Annotated in this window: 20 protein-coding genes; 10 read left to right on the forward strand and 10 right to left on the reverse strand. The window is 58.9% G+C overall.

Annotated features, from left to right (window positions below):
- Positions 1 to 154: 154 nt before the first annotated feature.
- Positions 155 to 1951, reverse strand: coding sequence for an acyl-CoA dehydrogenase C-terminal domain-containing protein (locus tag A15D_RS10670; RefSeq protein WP_102791917.1), 1797 nt, complete (start codon positions 1949 to 1951; stop codon positions 155 to 157).
- Positions 1952 to 2239: 288 nt separating this feature from the next.
- Between A15D_RS10670 and A15D_RS10675 the strand changes: the two genes are divergently transcribed.
- A complete protein-coding gene (locus A15D_RS10675) occupies positions 2240 to 2428 on the forward strand; it encodes a Trm112 family protein (protein WP_022983697.1) in 189 nt (62 codons plus the stop codon).
- Between the two features lie 30 nt (positions 2429 to 2458).
- Positions 2459 to 3529 (forward strand): phospholipase A, encoded by a 1071-nt coding sequence (locus A15D_RS10680; RefSeq protein WP_022983698.1) that lies wholly within the window; start codon positions 2459 to 2461, stop codon positions 3527 to 3529.
- Between the two features lie 179 nt (positions 3530 to 3708).
- Here A15D_RS10680 and A15D_RS10685 read toward each other — a convergent pair whose 3' ends face one another.
- The 6 genes from A15D_RS10685 to A15D_RS10710 are packed head-to-tail and all read right to left on the reverse strand — an operon-like array spanning position 3709 to position 9529.
- The gene (locus A15D_RS10685) at positions 3709 to 4824 is read right to left on the reverse strand and encodes a DUF3570 domain-containing protein (protein WP_102791918.1); all 1116 of its coding nucleotides are present in this window, start codon (positions 4822 to 4824) and stop codon (positions 3709 to 3711) included.
- The gene (locus A15D_RS17460; protein ID WP_102791919.1) at positions 4824 to 5045 is read right to left on the reverse strand and encodes a DUF4266 domain-containing protein; all 222 of its coding nucleotides are present in this window, start codon (positions 5043 to 5045) and stop codon (positions 4824 to 4826) included. Before A15D_RS17460 ends, A15D_RS10685 begins: the two co-directional genes overlap by 1 nt.
- The gene (locus tag A15D_RS10695; RefSeq protein ID WP_102791920.1) at positions 5042 to 5533 is read right to left on the reverse strand and encodes a TlpA disulfide reductase family protein; all 492 of its coding nucleotides are present in this window, start codon (positions 5531 to 5533) and stop codon (positions 5042 to 5044) included. Before A15D_RS10695 ends, A15D_RS17460 begins: the two co-directional genes overlap by 4 nt.
- A gap of 24 nt (positions 5534 to 5557) precedes the next feature.
- Positions 5558 to 6223 carry an outer membrane beta-barrel domain-containing protein gene (locus A15D_RS10700; protein ID WP_102791921.1) on the reverse strand — a complete coding sequence of 222 codons (666 nt, stop codon included), beginning with the start codon at positions 6221 to 6223 and terminating at the stop codon, positions 5558 to 5560.
- On the reverse strand, positions 6193 to 6957 hold the full coding sequence (locus A15D_RS10705) for an SH3 domain-containing protein (protein WP_102791922.1): 765 nt from the start codon (positions 6955 to 6957) through the stop codon (positions 6193 to 6195). The genes A15D_RS10700 and A15D_RS10705 overlap by 31 nt, the downstream gene beginning before the upstream one ends.
- Positions 6958 to 7003: 46 nt before the next feature.
- Positions 7004 to 9529, reverse strand: coding sequence for a hypothetical protein (locus tag A15D_RS10710; RefSeq protein ID WP_233192201.1), 2526 nt, complete (start codon positions 9527 to 9529; stop codon positions 7004 to 7006).
- A 286-nt stretch (positions 9530 to 9815) separates the two neighbouring features.
- Here A15D_RS10710 and A15D_RS10715 point away from each other — a divergent pair, with 286 nt between their 5' ends.
- The 4 genes from A15D_RS10715 to A15D_RS10730 all read left to right on the forward strand — a co-directional run bounded on the left by A15D_RS10715 (position 9816) and on the right by A15D_RS10730 (position 16114).
- Positions 9816 to 10994, forward strand: a complete 1179-nt coding sequence (locus A15D_RS10715; RefSeq protein ID WP_102791924.1) for a hypothetical protein — start codon at positions 9816 to 9818, stop codon at positions 10992 to 10994.
- A 4-nt stretch (positions 10995 to 10998) separates the two neighbouring features.
- A complete protein-coding gene (locus A15D_RS10720) occupies positions 10999 to 13467 on the forward strand; it encodes a LamG domain-containing protein (RefSeq protein WP_102791925.1) in 2469 nt (822 codons plus the stop codon).
- 14 nt (positions 13468 to 13481) lie between these two features.
- Entirely contained in the window at positions 13482 to 15044 is a 1563-nt protein-coding gene (locus A15D_RS10725) for a general secretion pathway protein GspF (RefSeq protein ID WP_102791926.1), read from the forward strand.
- Between the two features lie 95 nt (positions 15045 to 15139).
- Positions 15140 to 16114 (forward strand): FAD:protein FMN transferase, encoded by a 975-nt coding sequence (locus A15D_RS10730; protein WP_102791927.1) that lies wholly within the window; start codon positions 15140 to 15142, stop codon positions 16112 to 16114.
- A gap of 53 nt (positions 16115 to 16167) precedes the next feature.
- Here A15D_RS10730 and A15D_RS10735 read toward each other — a convergent pair whose 3' ends face one another.
- Both A15D_RS10735 and A15D_RS10740 read right to left on the reverse strand, forming a co-directional pair.
- On the reverse strand, positions 16168 to 18063 hold the full coding sequence (locus A15D_RS10735) for a lipopolysaccharide assembly protein LapB (RefSeq protein WP_102791928.1): 1896 nt from the start codon (positions 18061 to 18063) through the stop codon (positions 16168 to 16170).
- Complete coding sequence (locus A15D_RS10740; RefSeq protein ID WP_102791929.1) at positions 18063 to 18560, reverse strand: hypothetical protein; 498 nt, start codon at positions 18558 to 18560, stop codon at positions 18063 to 18065. The genes A15D_RS10735 and A15D_RS10740 overlap by 1 nt, the downstream gene beginning before the upstream one ends.
- Before the next feature lie 441 nt (positions 18561 to 19001).
- On the opposite strand from A15D_RS10740, the gene A15D_RS10745 reads away from it, so the two are divergent.
- Complete coding sequence (locus A15D_RS10745; RefSeq protein ID WP_022983711.1) at positions 19002 to 19463, forward strand: LEA type 2 family protein; 462 nt, start codon at positions 19002 to 19004, stop codon at positions 19461 to 19463.
- 9 nt (positions 19464 to 19472) lie between these two features.
- Here the strand turns inward: A15D_RS10745 and A15D_RS10750 are convergent, their stop codons facing one another.
- Positions 19473 to 20480: an AraC family transcriptional regulator gene (locus A15D_RS10750; protein WP_102791930.1), complete on the reverse strand. Its 1008-nt coding sequence runs from the start codon at positions 20478 to 20480 to the stop codon at positions 19473 to 19475.
- A 103-nt stretch (positions 20481 to 20583) separates the two neighbouring features.
- Between A15D_RS10750 and A15D_RS10755 the strand changes: the two genes are divergently transcribed.
- The 3 genes from A15D_RS10755 to A15D_RS10765 are packed head-to-tail and all read left to right on the forward strand — an operon-like array spanning position 20584 to position 23724.
- Entirely contained in the window at positions 20584 to 22041 is a 1458-nt protein-coding gene (locus A15D_RS10755) for an NAD(P)/FAD-dependent oxidoreductase (protein ID WP_102791931.1), read from the forward strand.
- Positions 22025 to 22966 (forward strand): alpha/beta hydrolase, encoded by a 942-nt coding sequence (locus tag A15D_RS10760; RefSeq protein WP_102791932.1) that lies wholly within the window; start codon positions 22025 to 22027, stop codon positions 22964 to 22966. Before A15D_RS10755 ends, A15D_RS10760 begins: the two co-directional genes overlap by 17 nt.
- Positions 22963 to 23724: an SDR family oxidoreductase gene (locus A15D_RS10765; protein WP_102791933.1), complete on the forward strand. Its 762-nt coding sequence runs from the start codon at positions 22963 to 22965 to the stop codon at positions 23722 to 23724. The genes A15D_RS10760 and A15D_RS10765 overlap by 4 nt, the downstream gene beginning before the upstream one ends.
- Positions 23725 to 23742 lie beyond the last annotated feature (18 nt).

Raw genomic sequence — 23742 nt, forward strand, 5'->3', positions numbered from 1 at the left:
TATAGCGGAATTAATGGCATATGGCTTTGGGGCAGGGTTGGCGAGCCCCCAAACCTATTGGCAGCCAGCATGTCTGGTTTGCCTTTCATCCGCGAATAGCCACAAAAAAGCCCGCCATAAAGGCGGGCTTTTTCAGGTCGAAGCGCCGTCAGGATCAGAATGCAAAGTGCTCGGCATCCAGGTCCATCATGCAGTCCAGACCACCTTCAATAGCACCCTTGTGACCGGCAACGCGCGGCAGGATACGCTTGAAGTAGAAGCGGGCGGTGCTGATCTTGGCCTTGTAGAAGTCCTCATCACCGGCGCCAGCTTCCAGTTTGGCGTGGGCCACAGAGGCCATACGCGCCCACAGGTAGGCCAAGGTCACGTAACCGGAGTACATCAGGTAATCCACAGACGCGGCACCCACGTAATCCGGGTTCTGCATAGCCTGCATACCGATGGCCTGGGTCAGCTCACCCCATTCCTTGTTATAGCCGGCCAGCGGCTCAAGGAATTCTTTCATGTCGGCATTGTCGGCGTTGGCTTCACAGAACTTGTGCACGATCTTGGTGAAGTTACGCAGGGCCTGACCCTGGGTCATCATCACCTTGCGGCCCAGCAGATCCAGCGCCTGAATACCGGTGGTGCCTTCGTACAAAGTGGAGATGCGGGCATCACGTACGTTCTGCTCCATGCCCCACTCGCGGATAAACCCATGACCACCGTAGATCTGTACACCATGGTTGGCCGCTTCCAGACCGGCTTCGGTAATGAAAGCCTTGGCGATCGGCGTCAGCAGTGCCATCAGGTCGTCGGCTTCCTTACGCTCGGCTTCGTCCTTGGCCAGTTTCACCTTGTCACCCAGCTGGGAGCACAGGTAAACCAGCGCACGTCCGCCTTCAGCGAAAGACTTGGCTGTCAGCAGCATACGACGCACATCCGGGTGAACGATGATCGGATCCGCCGGACCTTCCGGGTTTTTCGGACCGGACAGGCTACGCATGGCCAGACGGTCCTTGGCGTAGGTCAGACCACCCTGGAAGCCCAGTTCAGCGTGCGCCACGCCCTGGATGGCGGTACCCAGACGGGCGAAGTTCATGAAGGTGAACATGCAGTTCAAACCTTTGTTCTCCGGACCGATCAGGTAGCCTTTGGCACCATCAAAGTTCATCACACAGGTCGCAGAGGCCTTGATGCCCATCTTGTGCTCGATGGAGCCACAGGTCACCGCGTTACGCTCGCCCACGCCGCCACTGCCGTCGGTCATAAACTTGGGAACGATGAACAGGGAGATACCCTTGGTACCCGCAGGCGCACCCGGCAGACGCGCCAGCACGATATGGATAATGTTCTCGGCCATGTCGTGCTCACCGGCAGAGATGAAGATCTTGGTGCCGGTGATGCTGTAAGAGCCATCAGCGTTAGGCTCGGCCTTCGATTTGAGAATACCTAGGTCAGAACCACAATGCGGCTCGGTCAGACACATGGTGCCGGTCCACTCACCGCTGATCAGCTTGGGCAAGTAGGCATTCTTCTGCTCGTCGGTGCCGTGCTCTTCCACGGTAGCGATGGCACCGTGGGACAGACCCGGGTACATGCTCCAGGACCAGTTCGCGGAACCGGTCATTTCGGAGATGGCAATACCAGCAGAACCCGGCAGGCCCTGACCGCCAAACTCCACGTCGCCGCCCATGGCCGGCCAACCGCCTTCCACGTACTTGGCGTAGGCTTCCTTGAAGCCTTTCGGAGTGGTGACCACACCGTTGTCGAAGCCACAGCCTTCCTCGTCACCGGAACGGTTCAGGGGAGCCAGCTCGTTTTCGGAGAACTTGGCGCCTTCTTCCAGGAAAGCATTCAGCAGTTCGCTGTTTACATCTTCCAGACCCAGGCTGGCATAGTGGCCATCCAGATCCAGGACTTCATTCAGTACGAAGCGCATGTCGCGCAGGGGAGCCTTGTAATCCGGCATCTCACATCTCCCTAAAAGACACTATGAAAATGGGGCGGGCCTGAGGCTCGCCGAGCATTGATAATTTATTCGGAGGGTAATCTTAGGTCAGCGCTTTGCGGTGTCTCCAGCGCTATTTGTGACCCGCAAGTCAAACAAGCGTTTGAAACCATCGTTTGCTTTCTAAACCCTATGATTTCACTGGCATTTCTTTAAAATTCGTAAAAATACACACGGTGTTTCCACTATCACGGCAAAACGCGTTTCCCTTGCTATACTCGTCCGCAATCAATGAAGGAATCATGAACAATGATCGACCCCAACCTGCTCGATATTCTGGTTTGCCCGGTCAGCAAGGCACCGCTGATCTATGACGACAAGCTCGCCGAACTCAAGTGCAAGGCCAGTGGATTGGCTTACCCGGTACGCGATGGCATTCCTGTCATGCTGGAAGAACAGGCTCGAGCGCTCAATGACGACGAACTGAAAAGCCTCTAAATCCCACAGTCACTCTGGCAAGGACACTTCATGCGCAAGGCTTTCGCTTCTTCCTTCCTGCTGCTGAGCAGTACGCTTTACGCCGCAAACGATGTGCAGGCCGAGGGCTCCACTGCTGATCCTGACCTGCAGGCAGAGGTCCCCTCGGAATCAACCCCACCCAGCCAGATGAGCGAACAGCAGCAACTTAACGATTGTTTGCTACGCAGCGCCCAGACTGCCGATAACGCAGTAACGCTGAAAGAGGTCCGTAATTGGTGCACCAATGGCGACGAAGTCAAAAAGCGCAGTGTCCATGAAGATGCCCTGCGCGCGCGGCTGGCGCTGGAAAACACCACCCAGGGCAACCCGTTTGTGATTACCCCTCATCGGCGTAATTACCTGATGCCTTACAGCTACTGGTCCAACCGTCAATGGAATGACCCGGACAAGGACGACAGCGCGCTGGATCACACCGAAGTCAAGTTCCAACTCTCACTAAAAGCACCGATCAAGGAAAACCTTGTTGACGATGTCACCTTGTGGATGGCCTTCACCGGGACCTTTTTCTGGCAGGCCTATAACAAGGAAGAATCCGCCCCCTTCAGGGAAGCAAACTACGAGCCGGAAATCTTTATCACCAAACCGGTGAACTGGCAGTTTGGCCCTGTGGATTCCGAACTTCTGGCGCTGGGCATCGTGCACGAGTCCAATGGGCAAGATGTACCGGTTTCACGAAGCTGGAATCGCATTTTCCTGAACTATATCGCCAAGACCGGTGATTATTACTGGTCACTCAAACCCTGGTACCGGCTACCTGAAGACGAAAAAGATGACCCCACCGATCCCCGCGGTGATGACAATCCGGACATCGAAAAATACATGGGTAACTTCGAGCTGGAAGTCGCCAGACCGTTTGGCAACCATGTGGTGGAAATCATGGTTCGAAACAACCTGCGGTCTGACAACAAGGGGGCTGGCCGCCTGAACTATTCTTTCCCGTTGAGCAAGCGCTTCAAGGGCCTGGTACAGGTCTTCAGTGGATACGGGGATTCACTGATCAACTATGACAATTACGAAAATCGCTTCAGCGTGGGGATCCTGCTGACAGACTCGTTGTAGCCACCGGTCTGGATGTTACCCGAACCCGGGGCGAAGCCACGGTGGGAGCCAACCTGCTGACGAAGAAGTCCGCCCCTACGCCACATCGCTTGCAGGCAAGCTCCCACAGAGACCACCGGAACTGTGGGAGCGGTGGTTCCACCGCAACGATAAGATCGGGCGATGGCGGCCGATTCAGTTTAATACCAGATCGTGAATAGCAGACGGGTCACGGTGGCGTCGAAGCTGTACAACGGCTCCTGTCCTGGCAAGGTGGTTACACGAATGTCCCGGAAGTTGTTGTAGTCAAACTGGAACTGGTCCACCCACAGGTGCAGCCCTGCCCGGTTGAAGGTTTCCCTTTCTGCACGGTTGAATTGCACGCCAATCCCCACCCCAAACACCGTGGAATCGAAGTCGCTCAACTCCTTGTCCCGGGCCAGAAAATTCTGGGCATTCTGATAGGGGAAAAGATCCGAATAGAAATCGGCCTGGCCCTGATTGTAGCGTCGGTAACGGGTCTCCAGGGTCCAGCGCTGCCCCAGCGGCTGGATCAGCTTGACCTGCCAGCTTGTGGCGTCGATGCCCCATGAGTCGTCATACATCCGGTATTCGCCGTGCAGACCTGCCCGCCACGGCAAATAATAGGAAAGACCAATCGTGGTCGCTTCGCTGGTACGGGTGCGCGGATAACGTTCAGGCTCAAAACTGTAGCTCCCGGCACTGTTGAGATAGCGCACGGAGCGGTACGGATTATTCAGATAACCCTCATCCGTTATCAGCTCTGCCTTAACACTGGCTACCAGATCGCGGGTTAACACTTGCGACAACCCAATCCGGAAGTGGCGCCGCTCAGCCTCATCGGAAAACGTGTTGTCGCCAGAGCGAAACACTTCGTCCTTGCCCAGCGAATACCCCATCGTCAGTGTCGTGAGATCACCAAAAAAATCCTGGCTTAGATCAAAGTGTGCCGAGTTCGCCTCAAAGTCACTTTCTTTGCTGTTGCCGTAACTGAAAGAATAAATGGCTTTACCGCGAAGATAATCCAGCCCAACGCTTTTCTCTGTGCGCTTTTCTGTATAGGGACTGGCACTGGTCACCACATCGATTGACGCTGCAGACACCTCATCCACGTAATAGTTGGCACTGACCGCGACGGTATCGGCAAAGGACTTACGCACCAGCACAGACGGGCCTTCGATTTGCATACCGCCACCATCATACTGGTGACCAAGCAAATCGAAGCGGTCTTCCGGCAGCACTGCCGCTCGCACACAGAGCGGGACCGCCAGCAGCAAAATCCATCCTGCCCGCATCAGTTGCACCCGCAACCTCCCCCTGCGCTTCCTTCAGCACCACGCATGGCTTCCCGTGCCTGATGGACGTGATTCATATAACTCTCCGCAACGGGGTGCCCCGCCGCGTTCATCACAGGGTCCGCCAGTCGGGATCGTTCGTAGGGTTTAACCCAGGGTTTGATGGAGCACCCTGCCTGAAGAAACATGACCAGCAACAAAAGAGCGATGCGAGTGGTCATTCCAGCACCAGAGCCTTCACCTGGTCTTCGTATTTATCCATGTAACCATCCTTGTAGCCCCGGTGGTGATGACGCACCACGCCGTTGCGGTCAATCAGCACCGTGGTGGGCATGGCGTCCACCCCATAGGACTCACTGGTCAGATTATCGGGATCAAACAGAATCGGAAAAGTGACCGGCACTTTGTCGAGCAGTTTCAGCGCCTGGCTACGGTCTTCATCCAGATTCACACCCAAAATGGTGAAGCCATAGTCCCGGTATTCACGGTACAGGTTGTCCAGTAGCGGCATTTCCGTCCGGCATGGGCCACACCAGGACGCCCAAAAATTCACAAGCACCACAGTACCGCGCAGTTCATTCAGCTTGATGTTAGGCCCTTGAAGGGACTCGAGGGTAAACCCTGCCGCGGGCTTACCCTCTTCAGCGGCTATCGCCGGACCACCCAATGCCAGTCCAGCGACCAATACAGCGATAAGAAATCGTTTCATCTGAGCTCCCCCGATTATTGTTCTTCAGAAATACAGACTGACGCCTGCAGTCATTTCCAGGTTATGGGTCGTCTTGTCCTCACCCAGCACATCCAGAGTAAAAACATGGTCCTTCATGTCCAGTCGCACCGCGGTAAAATCATTGATCAACAAGCGGTAACCGACACCAGCGCTGATCGTGAAATACTCATCTCCAGCGAACTCGGTCATGCCCGCTCCACCCAGCAGGAACAGGGAATTATTGAATACCTTGTTCTGGGTCAGAAAGGCTTCACCTGGCAGCAGGTTGTAGCCAATGGCGGCCTGATAGTAGGTATATTCACGCTCTTCATCGGTCAGCAGCTGCACGCCGGCATTCAGGGTCTCGAAGCTGGTTTCATCCCCTTTGGCACGCCCCAGCAAGGCTTCGAAGAAAACATCTTCAGACAGGTGATAATCAAAACGCACACCGATCACGGGCTGGGTACCGAAGTCCTCGATGGAAATCAGACCGGCATAGATGCCAGCTTCAAAGTTTTCCGTATCAATGTCTGCTTCCTGAATACGGCGTCGCTCGATACGTGGATCCAGCACCGACTCCGGGCTCGCCTCACGTACCACTTTTTCACTGCCGTCCGACTCTTCGGCCATCACCGCACCTGGCATCAGCCAGATCAGGATCAGAACAAGACGGAGAAACCTAGTTTCCATTCTTCAAGATTCCGGTTGTCGTTTTCTTCGGTGAATAACACATAGCTGCGATATTCACCCCGCATCACAAAACCTCTGGCCAGATACAGGTTCAGCCCAAGCCCGCCAAAGGCATAATTTTCCTTACGGTTTTCTGGCTGCACCAGGGTCGCCCGCGGCTCGATAATGGCCCCGCCAGTCCCCAACGCCACATAGGGCGACAGGCGCCATTGCGGAAACAGCTGGTGCTGAAGATTCAAGTCGATGAGGGTGTTGTTGGAAAAAGCGCCGGTGGCCTGGGAATACATCACCTCACCAGTCAGATTTTCGGTAAACCGGTAACCCAGTGCGACCCCAAGGGACGTGGCACCATCCAGCTCCCCGACCAGAACAGAGGCATGCCAGTGCCCGCCCTGAAACACCTCATGTCCCAGATTTTCCATCTCAGGCGACTCACCGGTGCCATCCAGGGTTGCAGCCAACGCAGTACGAGGTACCCAGCCAACACGGCCTCGCGCCGTGGTCACTTTCAACCAGCCCGCGCGCATATACAGAATGGTCAGGGGGGCGTCCCGCTCGACCACATGGAAAACGGGGTAGCCACGACCAGGGCCTGTGTGGACCTCCACATAAGGGTCCGACACCTTCACCTGAAACGAGTCATACTGTCGCTCAAAGGTATCTTCAGACTCGGGCTCGGCTGCTGGCAGCACAGCCGCCAGCCCCAAAGCCAAAAGGATCACTACAAGGCGCAACGGGTGCGTCTCCCCTTTTCTGTTCAAAAATCAGCCCACGGCTGCATCAATTTTCCGGCACCCGGAAAGGATCGTTATAAAGCTGAGCCCCGATATCGATCCACTCGGCAAGTAAACGCAGTTCCTGGGGACTCAACCAACCTTCATGCGCCCCCTCAGCAGCAAATGTATCAAAGAAACGGGCCGAATTACGTGCCTGTCCCGCACGAATGGATGCCGCAACCGGTACCCGCTGGGTTACAGGGACAGGATTGCCATCCCCATCCCGAACCAGCTCACCGTCTTCATCCGTTTGATACACAATATTCCCTTCACCGTCGAAGACAATGACCATTCGGTCTATTAATGCACCATCCTGCAATTCCAGTTCGTTGTCGTTGAACAACAGCTCACGGTAACTCATCAGCTGATCCGTCTGGTCCGGAGAGGGCTCTCCGGTCAGTTCCAGCTGTCCTGGAGGGACCTGCAAGGCATTCATGCTATCGCGGCGGCTATGACAAGCCGAACAGGTCACGTCCTGCATGGCTCCTTCCACTTCCGCCGTTCTCGGCAAGTCCCAAAGCGGCTGAATATGGTCTTCATAATGGATAATCGCCCGGCAACCGGGTACCCAGGCAGTCTGGCACTCCGCTGTCACCGGCGCTGGCGTTTCCAGATCATCATAGGACAGCAGCAACTCCGAATCCGGCTCCGGCGCCGGATTCGTCCAGGCGTCAAAGGCCCTCAGGTCGACAGAAGGCACCGTACGCTCGGGATACAGGCGCGTTAAGGCCTGCGCCATAGTTTCACCCGCATCCGCAAAACCCACCACATCAGATCGGGTGTTTGGGAAGGGCTGCCCGGTAAAGGGTGCACCATCGTTAATGGACGGAGCCATGCCGTCTACCCGACCATGCGGAAGCGGGCTGTTGTTACGGTGACAACCCTGACATTTCAGCTCTTCACCCGGACGCAAGGTAATCCAGGCTCCATGGCGGGAATACACCGACTTGCCCTCGGCATCCACCAGCTGCAAGCCCAACGGGGCATCCGCCGGGACTTGAACACGCACAGAGCCATCCGGCTCTACCGGGATATAACCCACAATTTCCCGCATCCCGAAGTTCGCCGCACGACCAAACTGGGCACCGCTGATATCGCGCACATCGTCATCGGGAATCAGGACCCCTTTGGTGATACGCAGGAAGCGCACCCCATGCTGCTCCGGAGTGACCAGAGCAGGGTCGCGGTAGTCGGCAATATTGTTGATGCCGGGGATCCCGGCACCAAAGGTAGAGAAACTACCATCCAGATCATGAACGCTGCGGATATCCAACATTGCCATGCTGTCTTCGGCCAGCGCCTCATCGCGCTCCGGCAACACCGCCAACCCCGGCAGAACCTGCGGGGTTGCCACCGCCAGCTCAGTGACCCATAGACCATCACGGGGATTCACCACCGGGCGCTGGGTCCCCTCTGCCGGGTCAAGCACCCAAAGCCCGAAAGCCGGTGGCGCAGATGGCAGCCCCTGGGAGAGGTATTGGTCTGTACAGGGACGAAGGGTATCCCCTTCCAGCAAACGGCAGGGAGACCAGGCCATCAGGTAGCGACCGGTTCCATCCCCCAGGCTAATCACATCGGCAATACGACCACTGGTCACCTCAGGAGAAAGGCTGGTCACCGGGATTGGCAATGTCTGCTCCGGCTGAGCACCAATCACGCCGTGCAGCGGCGTGTCCTCATTCACAAACCGATTTACATCAATGGCGACCGCTGCCAGCGAATTCCCCGCCTGCATTTCGCGCAACCGTATGGCGGTCAATACCCGGCCATCCCCCATGATCGCCATCGGCAGGAAATGGCGGTCTTCTTCGTCTTCACGGTCATGGCTGTTGGCCCCGTAAAGCGGCGTCAGCGCTGTCCCGTCCGGGTTGACCCGGTAGAGGTCAAAGCGATCCTCATTATCCTTGTTGTCCCAGCGCTGGAAGACAATACGTCCATCCGCTGCCACCAACGGAGCCACGTCATGACTCATATTAAAGGTAATCTGCTCGATATCTGCGCCATCGGCCCCCATCACATGAAGCGCGAAGGCATAGGTATCCCGGCCTTCTTCCAGGGGCGCAAACTGCGGTTTGCCTTCATCAAGGAGCCGCGCCCGGGCCTGGCGCTGGCGGGTTGAGGCAAAAACGATACGCCCATCTGGCAGGTAGGCGGGGTAACGGTCCTGCCCCTGCTCAGCGAGCAAATTGCTACTGATCAGGCGTCTGGCGCGGGCGTTTGCGAAATCATATTCCCACAGGTTCCAGGTGGGCTGTTCGTCCTCATCCGCATCTTCGATTTCCGGAGCCCGTGCCGAAAACAGCAGCCGGGTGCCATCAGGGCTGACCACCAAATCACGGATATCATGCCCCGCCCCCAGCAACGCCGTGGTGACATCCCGGGATGCCGCCCCACTGGACAATCCATCACGCACCATTAGCCTTGCCCCGGCCATAAAACCGGCCGGCGCTTCCAGACTGTCACGGTCATCCATCTCCATGCCCGCCACTGGCGTTGTACGCTCTACGTACGCCACCGGAATGTCGGTCACAGTCGGATCCTGACCCTGTTCTCCCCCGTCGACACCCCCGCAGCCACTGACCCCCGTCAGCACCCACAGAAGCACGGACAACCTTGTTATTTTCACCCGCTCATCCGTCTTTCTTAGTTTTACGTCAGTATCGCGAACTTATTCTTAGTTTTCTGGGGCCCATTTCACAGAGCCTGATGCAGAATGTCATAGAGAATAACACTGGGATACGGGAATTCTGTTGAATGGTAGTAACGATCAGCTACCGTGCTTCAGCAGAGAATGACAACAACAGAGGATGCATCCGATGAGACGCACCCGGGGGATCGTGCTAGCCACGATGGCCTTGCTGCTCAGCACGCAGGGCCTGGCCAGCAGCCGCGATCAGGCACAACGCATACATAACCGGCTGGCAGGGGTGCCAGCTGACGCCAGTACACTGGATACCATGGCCAACATGATTGACGGCGCCGGCGGCCCCCAGGCTGCTGCGGAATTGGCCATGGAGCATCCAGCGTTCTACAACGTCACCCTCAAACAATTTGCGACGCCCTGGACCAACGAGGCCCAGGATGTGTTTGTGCCGCTGAACGACTACACCGCCACCGTGATCGGCGCCATTCGTGACGATGTGGACTTCCGCCGTATCCTCTACGCGGATCTTCTCTATGTGGGCAACGCCAGCCCTGCTGCTGCTGCCGACAGCAACGCCCACTACCGTAACCTGGAAAACCAGCACGCTGATCTCAAAGAGGTCCTGCAGCCCAGCAGCCAGGTCAGCCAGTACGGCACACCTTCAGAAGCGGTCGCCGGGGTACTGACCAGCCGGGCGGCAGCCCAGGCGTTCTTCTATGCTGGCACCAACCGGGCCATGTTCCGGTTTACCCTGATGAACCATATGTGCAGGGACCTGGAACAGGTCAAGGACGTCAGCCGCCCCTCTGACCGTATTCGTCAGGATGTCAGCCGCAGCCCCGGCGGTGACAGCCGGATCTTCCGCAACAACTGCATCGGTTGCCACAGCGGCATGGACCCTATGGCCCAGGCCTTTGCCTATTACGACTGGCAAGGCGAACAGGAAGGGGACGGTGGCCGCATGCTCTACAACACCAGCAGCGACGCAGACACCGGCACCCGGGTGCAGGGCAAGTATCTGATCAACAGCAACAATTTCCCCTGGGGTTACATCACCCCTGACGACAGCTGGGACAACTACTGGCGTGAAGGCCCCAACGCCAATCTGGGCTGGGATGCCTCTGGCGAGGGCCACGGTAATGGCGCCGCCAGTCTGGGGCGCGAACTGGCCCACAGCGAGACATTTGCCACCTGCCAGGCAGAAAAAGTGTTCGAAGCCGTCTGTCTGCGCAAACCCGCAGACAGTGCCGATACCCAGCAGCTTGCCACCATGACGGCGGCCTTCAAAAACAACAATTACCGCATGAAGACACTGTTTGGCGATGCGGCCGTTTACTGCATGGGGGACTAAGGCGATGCGACACTGGATACTCACCGCCGCCGCGCTTGGCGCCCTGTCACTGCTGTCTGCCTGTGGCGGCAGCGGCAGTGGCGCAGCCACTCAGCCCAACGTCAACACGGGCGGCAACAATGACAATGTGAACTACACCGGCCCTGCACCGCGCAGCTCAGATGTTTCAGCGTTCAAGATCTATATCTGGAACAACCTGGTCGATGAACAGCGCTGCGGCGCCTGTCACCGGGACCAGCAACCGGCATTTGTGCAGACCGGCGACATCAACGCCGCCTATGCTGCCGCCAACCCGCTGATCAACCTGAACCAGCCTTCTGCCTCCCGCATGGTGCAAAAAGTGGCCGGCGGCCATAACTGCTGGGAAAACGACCCGCAGTACTGCGCTGACCAGATCAGCACCTGGATCAGCGCCTGGGCGGGACAATCGCTGGGACTGGGAGGTGGAACCACCGAGCTGAACACACCTCCCATCAAGGAACCCGGCAACAGCAAGAACTTCCCTGCTGACGCGAGCCTGTTCGAGACCACCGTATACCCGTTGCTCAACGATTACTGCAGCGAGTGTCATCAGAGCGACGCGGGCACCCCACAGGGGCCTTATCTGGCATCCGATGATGTCAACGAAGCCTACAGTGCCGCACAAAGCAAGATCGACCTGAATCAGCCCGAACTCAGCCGGCTGGTCGAGCGTCTTGGTGAAGACAGCCATAACTGCTGGTCCGACTGCGATAGCGACGCCCAGGAGATGGAGGACGCTATCCGGGCCATGGCCGACGGCATCACCGCCACCGCACCTGACAGCGATCTGGTGCTCAGCAAGGCACTCAATGTCGGCGATGGCACTCTGGCCGCCGGTGGCGGACGCTACGAAAGCAATGTCATTGCCCGCTACGAGTTCAAAACCGGCGAAGGCACCACCGCCTACGACAGCTCCGGTGTCGACCCGGCCCTGCACTTGCAACTCAGTGGCGATGTCACCTGGGAAGGCGGCTGGGGGATTCGCCTGAACGGCAATGTTGCCAAAGCCCAGGGCAGTACAGCGGCCAGCAGCAAGCTCAACGACCTGATTACCGCCACCGGCGAGTTGACCCTGGAAGCCTGGCTGGTACCGGCCAGCACCGGCCAGGACAACGCCCATATCATCAGTTATTCCGCAGGTCCGGATGCGCGCAACCTGACTCTGGCACAGAGCACCAGCAACTATCTGGCCTATCAGCGGATCGGAGAAGCCACCGACGCCAACGGCGAGCCCGTGCTGGCCACCGACGATGACCCACTTCAGGCCAGCCTGCAGCATGTCGCCCTGACCTTCGACCCCATCAATGGTCGCCAGCTGTACATCAATGGCGAACGTAACGAGGCCATGGACCCGGCAACCCCCGGCCTGCTCAGTACCTGGGACGACACCTTCGCCCTGGTACTGGGCAACGAGGCTTCCAGCGACCGGCCCTGGGAAGGCGTGATCCGTTTTGCCGCGATCCATAACCGCGCTCTGAATGCCGAACAGATACAAACCAACTTTGCCGCCGGTGTCGGCGAACGCTATTTCCTGCCGTTCTACATTGGCCATCTGATCGACCAGCCGGGGGCCTATCTGGTCTTCGAGGTATCCCGCTTCGATAACTACAGCTATCTGTTTGCTGCGCCCTACTTCATCAACCTGCAGCAGGATATCGTCGAAGACGAAGCACCACTTGAGGGACTGCGCATCGGCATTAACGGACGTGTCCCTGGCGTTGCCCAGTCTTTTGCCACCCTGGACACCCTGATAGGCGGCGACGGCTACAGTGAACAGGGCGAAAACCTGTCACGGCTTGGCACCTTGCTGCCAGTGGAACAAGGACAGGATAACGATGAGTTTTTCCTTACCTTTGAGCGGCTGGGCCAACATACCAACGTCTACACCGAGCCCGCCCCGTTGCCACTGATGCCAAACACCTACGGCGAGCAACCCTCTATCGGCCTGCGAGATTTTGCCGAGGTCAATGCCACCATGAGTCAGCTCACCGGGGTTCCCCAAGGGCATGGAGAGGTGCCGGATACCTATCAACGACTGCGCACCCAGCTCCCCACCGAAGAAAATATCGAGGCCTTCCTGACAGCCCACCAAATCGGTGTGGCACAGCTGGCCATCGAATACTGCAACGCGCTGGTGGAAGCCGAGCGCAACGGCGACAGCAGCATTCCTGCGCTGTTCGTGGGCATGAATTACAACGCCCGCGTGGAAACCATCACCCAGCAGCAATGGCGTGACCGGGTAATCTCCCCCCTGTTTGACCGCATGGTGGGGCTGGACCTGAATCACCAGCCATCGCGTAACGCCGTCGAAGGCGAGCTGGAAGACCTGCTGTTCACTACCAACCTGACCCAGTGTAGTGGCGACGATGCGACGTGCCAGGAACGCACCGCAACCGCCACAAAGGCCGCCTGCGCAGCCATGCTGGGCAGTGCCACCATGCTGGTGCAATAAGAAGGGGACGAGAGATGATACGACGCCATTTTTTCAAGAAACGTCAGCAACCCCTGCACCCGGATGCGCCCCTGCTGAATCTCGGCCACGGCAAACCGGTCAGCCGCCGGGACATGCTCGGCCGCGGGCTGGTCAGTGGCGCCGCCTTCGGCACCGTCGGGCTATTCGGTCTGTTCAGTAACCCCCGCGAGGCCATGGCGCTCAGTGGTGGACTGGAAGCCATGAAGGAAACCTGCGGCATCGCCGCGGCGGGCGCAGGCAAGATTCCCTTTATCTGTTTTGATCTGGCCGGTGGTGCCAACATTGCCGGCTCCAATGTGTTGGTAGGGGGTCAGGGCGGCCAGGAAGATTTTCTCAGCAGTGGCGGCTACTCCAAGCTGGGCCTGCCCGGAAGCATGGCACCCAACAACGATCCCGGTGTGGTCAATCGTGAGCTCGGCCTCGCCTTTCACAGCGATTCGCCGTTCCTGCAGGGCATCATGGAAAAAGCCGCTGCCGCCGCCCCCGCCATCAATGGCTGCGTGATCCCCGCCCGCTCGGAAAACGACACCGCCAACAATCCGCACAACCCCATGTACGGCATTTTCACCGCTGGCGCCGACGGGGAGCTGATGTCCCTGATCGGCTCCAGCAGCTCGGTGTCCGGCGGTAATTCCATGGCGCCGGACGGCTCGATCATCGCCTCCGCTCGTCCCACCAAGGTAGACCGGGCCACCGATGTGACCGGTCTGGTCGATACCGGAAAACTGGTGGGCCTGCTGGACCAGGCCGACGCGGTGTCGGTCATGGAAAGCATCGCCCGCATCAGCCACCGCCGCATCGACCAACTCGACAGCGGCCTCAACGACAGCAACCGCCGCGCCAACCTTGAAGACCTGCTGCGCTGTGGTTATGTGGAAGCCGCCGACATTACCGAACGCTTTGGCGATCCGGCCGAGCTGGACATTGAGCAGGATCTGGACATCCTTGCCATCTTCAACGAGGACGAGCTGCGGGACCGGGAATTCCAGAAAACCGCCTCCATCATGAAGCTGGTGGTTAACGGCTACGCCGGGGCAGGCTGCATCTCAATGGGCGGCTTTGATTATCATACCGGCGAGCGAGGTACCGGTGAGCAGCGCGACCTGCGTGCTGGCCGCTGCATGGGCGCCTGCCTGGAATATGCGCGCCGCAAGGGCATGCCTCTGATGATGTATGTGTTCAGTGACGGCTCCGTATCCAGCAATGGTCGCATTGATGATTCCGTGCAAGGACGCGGCAAAGGAGAATGGACCGGCGATAATTCCTCTACCGCCGCGTCATTCATTTTGGTCTACAACCCCAACGGGGCTCGCCCCGCACTGAACAACGATCAGCAGCAAATCGGCTGGATGCGATCGGATGCCTCGGTGGAAACCGCGGGTAGCCCTGCTGCCAACAACGTTAACCTGCTGGCCGAAGTGGTGTGGCTCAATTACCTGGCCCTGCATGGTGAGCAGGGGCAATTTGCCAGCAGGTTCCCCAACCACAGCCTGGGAAATGCCGCCTCCATGGACCGGCTTACCGCCTTTGAACCCATCGTCAATGGTACCATCTAGCCAGACCACTGCCGGCAGCAAGCGAAGGCATCGGAGCCCTTCCTGGTTGCCGGCCATTCGACCGTCTCTCTGACACTGCAAAGGTGACAACCGCCATGCGCTTTCGCCTCACTGCCCGCCTGCTGGTGGGCAGCCTTCTTGTGGCTTTATGCTCGCCCGTTTTTGCCCAGTGGCAACAACACCAATGGGACGTCATGGGCACCCGCGCCAGTGTAACCCTGTGGTCTACCGCTCCCGCTGCACCGGTGTTCCGAAAACTGGAAAAAGAAATGGCACGGCTAAATCAGCTGCTGTCCCCCTGGGTGGAAGACAGCGAACTGGCTCGACTCAACCGCAAGGCCGCCAGCGAGCCACAGACCATCAGTGACGAGTTTTATCAACTGCTGGAGCGCTCCGCGCATTATTACCAGCTCACCGATGGCGCCTTCGACATTACCTTTGCCAGCGCAGGCCACCTGTACGATTACCGGGAAGGCAAGGCGCCGGATGAACAAACCCTGCAACGCGCCACCCAGCATATCGGCGCTTCACGGATACAGTTGCAGGATAACCATCAAGTGCGCTTTACCGACCCGGGTACACGCATTGATCTGGGGGGCATTGCCAAGGGGTACGCCATCGACAGAGGGATTGCCTTGCTGAAAGCTGCCGGCATTGAACATGCCTGGCTGTCACTCGGCGGCGACAGTTATGTGCTGGGGGACCACCGCGGGCGCCCATGGGAAGTGGGCATACAGCATCCGCGCGACCGAAACGACATCGCCATGCGGCTACCCATTGCCGATATCGCCATGTCCACCTCGGGCGATTATCAGCGCTATTTCATTCAGGATGGCGAACGCATCCATCACATTCTCACGCCCCAGACAGGCAAGAGTGCCGGGGAACTGGTCAGCGTGACTGTGCTGTGCAACAACAGCATGGATGCCGACGCCCTGTCGACCAGCGTATTTGTATTGGGAAAAGAAAAGGGGCTTGCATTGATCAATCGACTGCCTGATACCTCTGCGATCCTCATCGACCAGCAAGGTAGGGTCAGCTACTCCAGTGACCTGACCGCCCCCCCCTAATCTCTGACACCTCATCGCGGGCCTGGAAAGCAGGCCCGGCGGGTAGTCGGCAATCAGGGCGCTGTTTGCGGCTGCACTTGCAGGGACTCAAGCCCTTGTCCCGGTGCGGGTGCGGGTGGCTTGCGGCGCTCACGCAAGGCTCGGTGATACAGATCGGCGAGCCCCTCATGGGCCGATGCAGAGAATCGTTTCAACCGCGCCCGGGTGGCCGTTACCTGCTCATAGGCCGAGGCCTGCAGCCCATACTGCTGGCGACGCATCAACATTTCTCCCCGCGTTTGCAAACTGGCAAGCACGGTCTCCAGTTCAGGGAGTTCACGCTGGAACACCTCAAGGCGGTCAACTCTGTTGGCCGCATAGAGCACACGGCTGCGCAACGTACGATTCTGCTCCAGCAGCGTCTCCACCTGTTTGAGTTCGCGCTCGCGATCCCATTGCCGCGGCACGATGTCTTCCTGCATTTCCCACAACAACAGCCCCTTGTAGAAATCCAGTTTCTCGACCATGTCCGGCCGCGCCTGCTCACCCCAGCGCCCGGTGCGTGCTCGGGCCTGCTCTTGCGCATCCCAGAGCCGCTGCTCCCGGTCCGTCGCAAAAGGCAGTGGATCCTGTGCCTCCACCGCCTCGCTGTAACGACGTTCCAGGCGCGTCATCCGGCCCTGAAAATCCTGGCCGGCAAGATCCTGCAGCAAGGCTTTTGCCTCTGGGCGCAAGGTATTGTGTTTGCGTTCATGGGCCTCCAGCATGGCGTACATGGCAGGCATCTTCTGCTGCCACAGGCTGAGCAGGTTACGCTGCCGCATCAGCTCATGGTATTGATTCCAGCCTTGCTGAAATTCTGCCGTGGCAAACCACTCATAGAAGGTCGGGAAACTGCTCACCCGCTGGGGCAGGAAGGCCGGCACCGGGTCCATGGCGGTGGACCAGCGCGGCGTACCCACCATCTCGGCAAACCACTCCCCACCGGCAATGTGCGCCTCGACCTGGACCAGATAAGTATCCAGTTTGTCGAAGCGATCCAGTGCTGTCTCGAACGCTTGTCTGGCCGCTTTCTGGTTGTTCTGCGATTCATACAGATACGGGATCGCGAGTTGCGCTTCCTGCACACTGGCTCGCTGAATCGAGCCCTGGTCCAGTTTCTGCAGTACCGGCAACGCCTTGCCCGGCTGGTTGGCCAGTAACAGGGCGCGGGCATACAGCAACAGGGAAATATCAGAGAACGGGCCTTCAAGGCGGGCATTGCTCAGCAGCTGTAGCGCACGCTCTTGCTGATCACTGCGCAGCATGTAGATGGCCAGGGCCAGCATGGCCTTGTCTTTGATGGCGTTGGTTTCCGGACTGCCGGGCGGCAGATTGGCCAACTTCCAGAGCCACTCCTGACCCAGTGAGGGATGCTCGCCGTTAATCCAGCTGATCGCCAGGTTATAGCGAAGATAGGCATTAAGCGGGTGGTTTTCCGAGAAGGCATCCAGCGACTCGGCTGCGTCTTCATATCGCCCCAGACGCATCAGGATCTTGGCGCGCAAGCTATAAAAGACTTCCTGCAAGGCCTCAGGCGGCTGCTCGCCCACTTGTTTTTCCAGGGTTTCCAGCGCTTGTGGGTATTTGCCTTGGCGATAAAACAGGCCGGCCAGATGAATCCAGGCACGTTGGGCCACCCCGTCACTGACCTGGGTATCAAGCAGCGAGCCAAAGACTTTCTCGGCGTCTTCCGGCATGCCGTAGGCGCTGTACATGGCCCCCAGCAGCACTTGCAGTTCCGGCTTGTGAATCTGCACTTCGCCGCGTTCCAGGGCCATCTGGGCACGGGTCAAGGCGGCGAAATACTCCCCCTGCAGGTAAAGGTAAGCCACCTCACCGTAGGCGGGCTCCTCTACCGCATGGGGCTCATCCAGTCGTGCCCAGGCGAGACTGCTGCACAACAGCAGCAGATAGACCACACCGCGCATTAGCGCCAGTCCCGGAAGCGGAAGCGGGGCTGCTGTTTGGCCTCATCGTCTTCAATATGTAGCTGGACAAAATGGCGGCCATGGGCCTTTTCGAACTGGCCGTTCACGCCACGACGAATTTCCCGGCCACTGGGACCGATACCGGTCACGAACGCCGTCAATTCATGCTCACCGTTCTTCACATTGGCCAGCGCCAACCGCTGCACCGCGCCGTTCATCAAGGCCCGAATTTCTTTTTCGGTATAAAGATGACTGGCCAGCACTTCGCCATCCAGCTCCAGCGTAATGCTGCCCGGCTGGAAGAAGTGCCCCACATCCAGTGATACATAAATCCCAACCTGGGTGTCCGCCGGGAACAACAACTCTTCTTCCAGCAATAGCAGGCGTTTGTTGACTTCCAGTACATCCCGTTTGAAATCTGCCAGATCCTTGTCCAGCTCGCCCCCATGCAACTGGCCCATCACCAGCAACAGCAGCATCACAACTACGCGGCGCATCGTTCCCCCGAATTCAGGCTTTCAATGGTTTTTCAGCAATCTAGCACAGACTCTGCGCCATGACTGTCGGCATTGTCTCATCCCACGGTTACAGCCGATGTCAATTTTCCACCAATACCGTCAACCGAGCGGATACAAATTTCTCACAGATGGCCCTTGCCATGCTTCCCCCATGAGGACCATTATCAAGGGGTCGGCTGTGCCGACACCGTGCCGGCGGCCCGGCCAGGATGCCGCGCCATGCGCGCCCCCTTGGGGCGCGGTGGCGTGGCGGGAGGCCGGGCCGTCCGGCATGCACTTGTTCCGCCCCTCTCTCCAGCGGGTTCCACTGGCGCGCCCCAGACCAACTGCGTTTCGCCTCTCGCTTTTCGCGATGAACCTTTGTCCGTATTCTAGTGAGTCTCTGAGCCTTACCGCACACCCTCACGAAATGGATTCCCAATGAAAGCACGCGTTTCTGCCTGGCTTCTGGCCACCGCCCTGCTACTGTCCGGCTGCCATACCCTTGGCCAGCTTGAAGCCCCGGAAGTCAGTGTCACTGGCATCAACCTGAACAGCTTCACCCTGTTCGAGCAGGAGTGGGGGCTCACCCTGAGAGCGCGCAACCCCAATGACCGGGAACTGACACTGAAAAGCCTGGATTACGAAATCTATGTGAACGGCGAAAAATTTGCCCGCGGCCTGACCGGGGACACCGTCACCCTCCCTGCCATGGGCGATGCCAAGGTGACGACCACTATCACCACCAGCCTGATGAGCAGCCTGCAGCAATTGCAAAAGATCCAGCAGCAACAGGGTGAACCACTCAAATACCGTCTAGTGGGCAAGGCCCGGGTGGCCGGTGTTCCCATCCCCCTGGCCTTCGACAAGGAAGGGGAAATGCAACTGCCGAAGATGCCCTGAGAGGCCGCTTCAGCCCGCGACTCGGCCACGCCGATAGCGGGCAGGGGTCTGGCCAGTCCAGCGCCGAAAAGCGTGAATGAAGTTGGACAGCTCCGAGTACCCCAGCCTTTCGCTGATTTCTTCCAGAGTCAGAATGCCCAGCGTCAGCCACTGCTCTGCCAACATCCGTCGCACCTCATCAAGCAGTTCCTGATATCCGGTTCCCTCCCGGTTGAGATGGCGTCGCAGGGTACGGGGACTCATGTGCAGCTCCTCAGCCAGTGTTTCCAGAGAAGGAAAGTGGCCCGGCTGCTGCAGCAACCGCCGGCGTAATCGGGCCGCCGTTCCGCCGCGGGAATGTCGCTGCACCAGCAACTGGTGGCACTGCTCTTCGCAGAGCCGTGCCGTCACCGGGTTCGCCTGCGGTAACGGCATATCCAGCAAGCCGCGCGCGAAAGCCGCCTCACTCACTGCACTGTCGAAAACCGGCTCGCGACCGAATAACGAGATCACCTGCTCGGGGTCTCTGTCCGGCAATCGCAGCCGTAATGCCGTCAAAGGCACCCGCAGAGAAAACAGCTCCTCCTGGATCACCATGATGGCACTGGCATCCCGGGCCAGCAGATACGGCCGCACCACTTCCGGCAACCCGGCATCTTCCAGCACCAGGACGGCGTTGTCCCGGGTTTCCTGCAACCGCACATCCACAAATGCAAAGGTCAGCCCCAGATAGCGCACCCCCAAACGAATGGCATCGCCAAAGGTGGGGCTACTCAGCAGGGCAAAGCCCCACACACCATAGCTGCTGAGGTGGTAGCGCTGTCCCATGGCCAACCCGTGAGACACGGGGTCATCGAGGTGCGCACAGAGGTTCTCGATCACCTTCAGTTCCTGCGCCGATTCAATGGTGGCGTCCGCCTGATTGAGCATGGCCGCATCAATCCCCGAACCTGCCAGTGCTACCGACACAGGCACCCCCTGCTCTGCGCCATAGGCGGCTTGCAGTCGTACGCTGGTAATGGCGCGCAGGGTGCTCATGGCTGTGTCCGTTTTCCACAATTTTGTGTCCCAGAATGCCATAAACAGCAGCAACCGGTCTCGCTACAGTGGTATCAATAACAGTTAACGGGATGTATACCCCATGAGCCCTACCCATCAGGTCATCATCATCGGCGCCGGTTTCGGCGGTCTTGGCATGGCGATTCGTCTCAAGGAACAGGGGCAGGATGATCTCCTGCTGATCGAAAAAGGCCACGATGTGGGCGGCTGCTGGCGCGATAACACCTACCCCGGTGCGGCCTGTGACGTGCCGTCCCATTTGTATTCGTACTCCTTTGAGCGGCACTACCCCTGGAGTCGCCGATTTGCCCCGCAGCAGGAAATCTTTGCCTACCAGCAATACTGCGCCCGCAAATACGACATCTACCGCCACATTCGCTTTAACACCGAAGTCGCCGACGCCCGCTACCAGGATGATACGGGCACCTGGCAGGTCACTCTGACCAATGGTGACATTCTCACCTGCAAGGCACTGATTACTGCGACAGGCCAGCTCAACCAGCCTGCCTATCCCCCCCTCGCCGGCATTGAGGATTTTCAGGGAGCGCATTTCCACAGCGCCCGCTGGAACCATGACATCGACCTGACAGGCAAAACCGTGGCTGTGGTCGGCACCGGCGCCAGTGCCATCCAGTTTGTCCCGGAAGTGGCAAAACAGGCCGCCCGGGTGAAACTGTTCCAGCGCTCTGCGGCCCATGTGATTGCCAAACCTGACCGCCCCTACCATTCCCTGGAGCACCGGCTGCTCAAATGGCTCCCGGCCACCCAAACGCTGGACCGGTTGCGCATTTACGCCGCCAATGAATCCCGGGTGCTGGGCTTCACGTCCCTGCAGCAGGCCATGAAGATCTACGAATGGCTGTTCAAGCGCCACCTGAGCAAGCAGATTGCCGACCCGGCGCTGCGTGAGAAGCTCACCCCGGACTACCCCATGGGCTGCAAACGCATCCTGATGTCCAATGACTATTATCCGGCCCTTGCCAAGGACCATGTGGACGTTATCAACCACGGCATCGCGTCGGTCGATGCGACCGGCCTGACCGATACTGACGGCACCCACCACCAGGCCGATGTCATTATCTATGGCACCGGATTCCGGGCCACTGACTTCCTCACCCCCATGACCGTTATCGGCCGCGACGGCCAGGATCTGAACCAGGCGTGGCAGGACGGAGCCGAGGCCTACCTGGGCATCACTGTTCGCGGTTTCCCCAATCTCTTCATGCTCTACGGCCCCAATACCAATCTCGGACACAACTCCATCATCTACATGCTGGAAAGCCAGATTCACTATGTGCGCCAGTGTCTGGCAGAGATGGATGACCAAGGCCTGCGTGCACTGGAGGTCCGCGATACGGTACAAGCCCAATTCAATGACGACGTGCAACGCAAGATACGCGCAACCGTCTGGGACAAGGGCTGCCATAGCTGGTACAAGACTGACAGCGGCAAGAACACTAACAACTGGCCGGGCTTTACCTTCGACTATCGCCGCCTTACCCGCCACGTAAACTGGAGCGACTATGAGCTTGTTCGTTGACCGCATCAGCCGGTCTCAATCCTTGCTGCAGCAAGTGCTGGCCGGGATCCTGCGCACCTCGCTGGCGCTGCTGTTCAAACCGGTGGTCAACCCGCGCTTCAGCATCCAGACTCAACGCCGCTGGATGACCCTCATTGCCGGCACCACCCTGACAGCACGGGACGTGGGTAGTCATGACGCCCCGGTTGGCGATGTGCCCTGCCGTCACTATCAACCGCTTCATGCCCAAGGCACGGTGTTGTATCTGCATGGCGGTGGCTATGTGGCCGGGAGCCCCGACACCCACAAAGCCATCACCTCTCATCTGGCCCGCTATGCCAATGCCCGGGTGGTGGTGCCAGATTACCGTCTCGCCCCGGAGCACCCCTGCCCGGCAGCGATTGACGACGCGGTGGCGGTCTACCTGAGTTTGCTGGATGAAGGCGTTCACCCGGACACCCTCACCCTGATGGGAGACTCCGCCGGCGGCGGGCTGGCCATGGCGCTATTGCAGGCCCTGCAGGCCCGCAAGGTTGCCCTGCCCAGCAGCGTGATCCTGTTTTCACCGTGGGTCGACCTGACCGCCACGGCACTGTTCGACACCGACCGTGATTGCCTGCTCAGCCCCGCCTGGCTGGAGAGCGGCGCCCTTCTGTACGCCGGTGCAGACACCGACCGTGCCCGCCCGCAGTGCTCGCCCATCAACGGTGAGCTGGGCAACCTGCCACCGGTGCTGATTCAGGCCGGCAGTGACGAGATCCTGCTCAATGACAGCCACCGGCTGTGCCAGGCACTCAATGACGCTGGCACGCCCGCACGCCTGCAGGTGCACCCTCAACGCTGGCATGACTTCCAGCTCCACGCCGGGGTACTGGCTGATGCCGACCAGGCACTGATGACCTGCGCCCGCTTCATTCACCAACACTGGAAGGACGTCCGCCCATGAAACGGATCCTGATCACCGGCGCGGCCAGCGGCATCGGCCTGGCCACCGCTCGCCTGTTTCACCGCAATGGCTGGACACTGGGGCTGACGGATATCAACCACGACGCACTTGTCGAGCTGGCCAGCGAGCTGGATCAGTGCTGGTATCGGCAGCTGGACGTCACCGACGACATTGCCTGCCGTCACGCCTGCCAGGAATTCGCTGCCGATAGCGGCGGACTGGATGTGCTGTTCAACTGTGCCGGCATCCTGCAGATGGGGCATTTTGAAGACATCAGCGCCGAGCAGCACAAGCGTATTATCGACATCAATGTCACCGGCCTGATCAACATGACGCTGGCCGCCCATCCGCTACTGCAAGACAGTAACAGTGCTGCCGTCATCAACATGAGCTCCGCCTCGGCGCTCTACGGCACTCCGCACTTCGCCTCCTATTCCGCCAGCAAATTTGCCGTGCGTGCGCTGACTGAGGCACTGGATATTGAATGGGGCCGCCAGGGCATTCGGGTACTCGACATCATGCCCCCCTTTGTCAGCACCCCCATGTTGACCGAAGCCAGCTTCCGTTCACCGGTTGTCGATCGCATGGGGGTCAACCTGGATGCCGACGACATCGCCCGCACCGTCTTCCAGGCTGCCACCGAAACTGCCCCTGTGCACAATCCGGTGGGTGGCGTCTTCAAACTGATGACGCTGAGCAACAAGCTGCTGCCCAGCCGGGCCACACGCCTGCTGATGCAGTTCATGAGTCGGGAATAGTGTCAGCGGCGGGTTGCC

This window comes from Alcanivorax sp. MD8A, from assembly GCF_002888555.1.
Taxonomy (GTDB): domain Bacteria; phylum Pseudomonadota; class Gammaproteobacteria; order Pseudomonadales; family Alcanivoracaceae; genus Alcanivorax.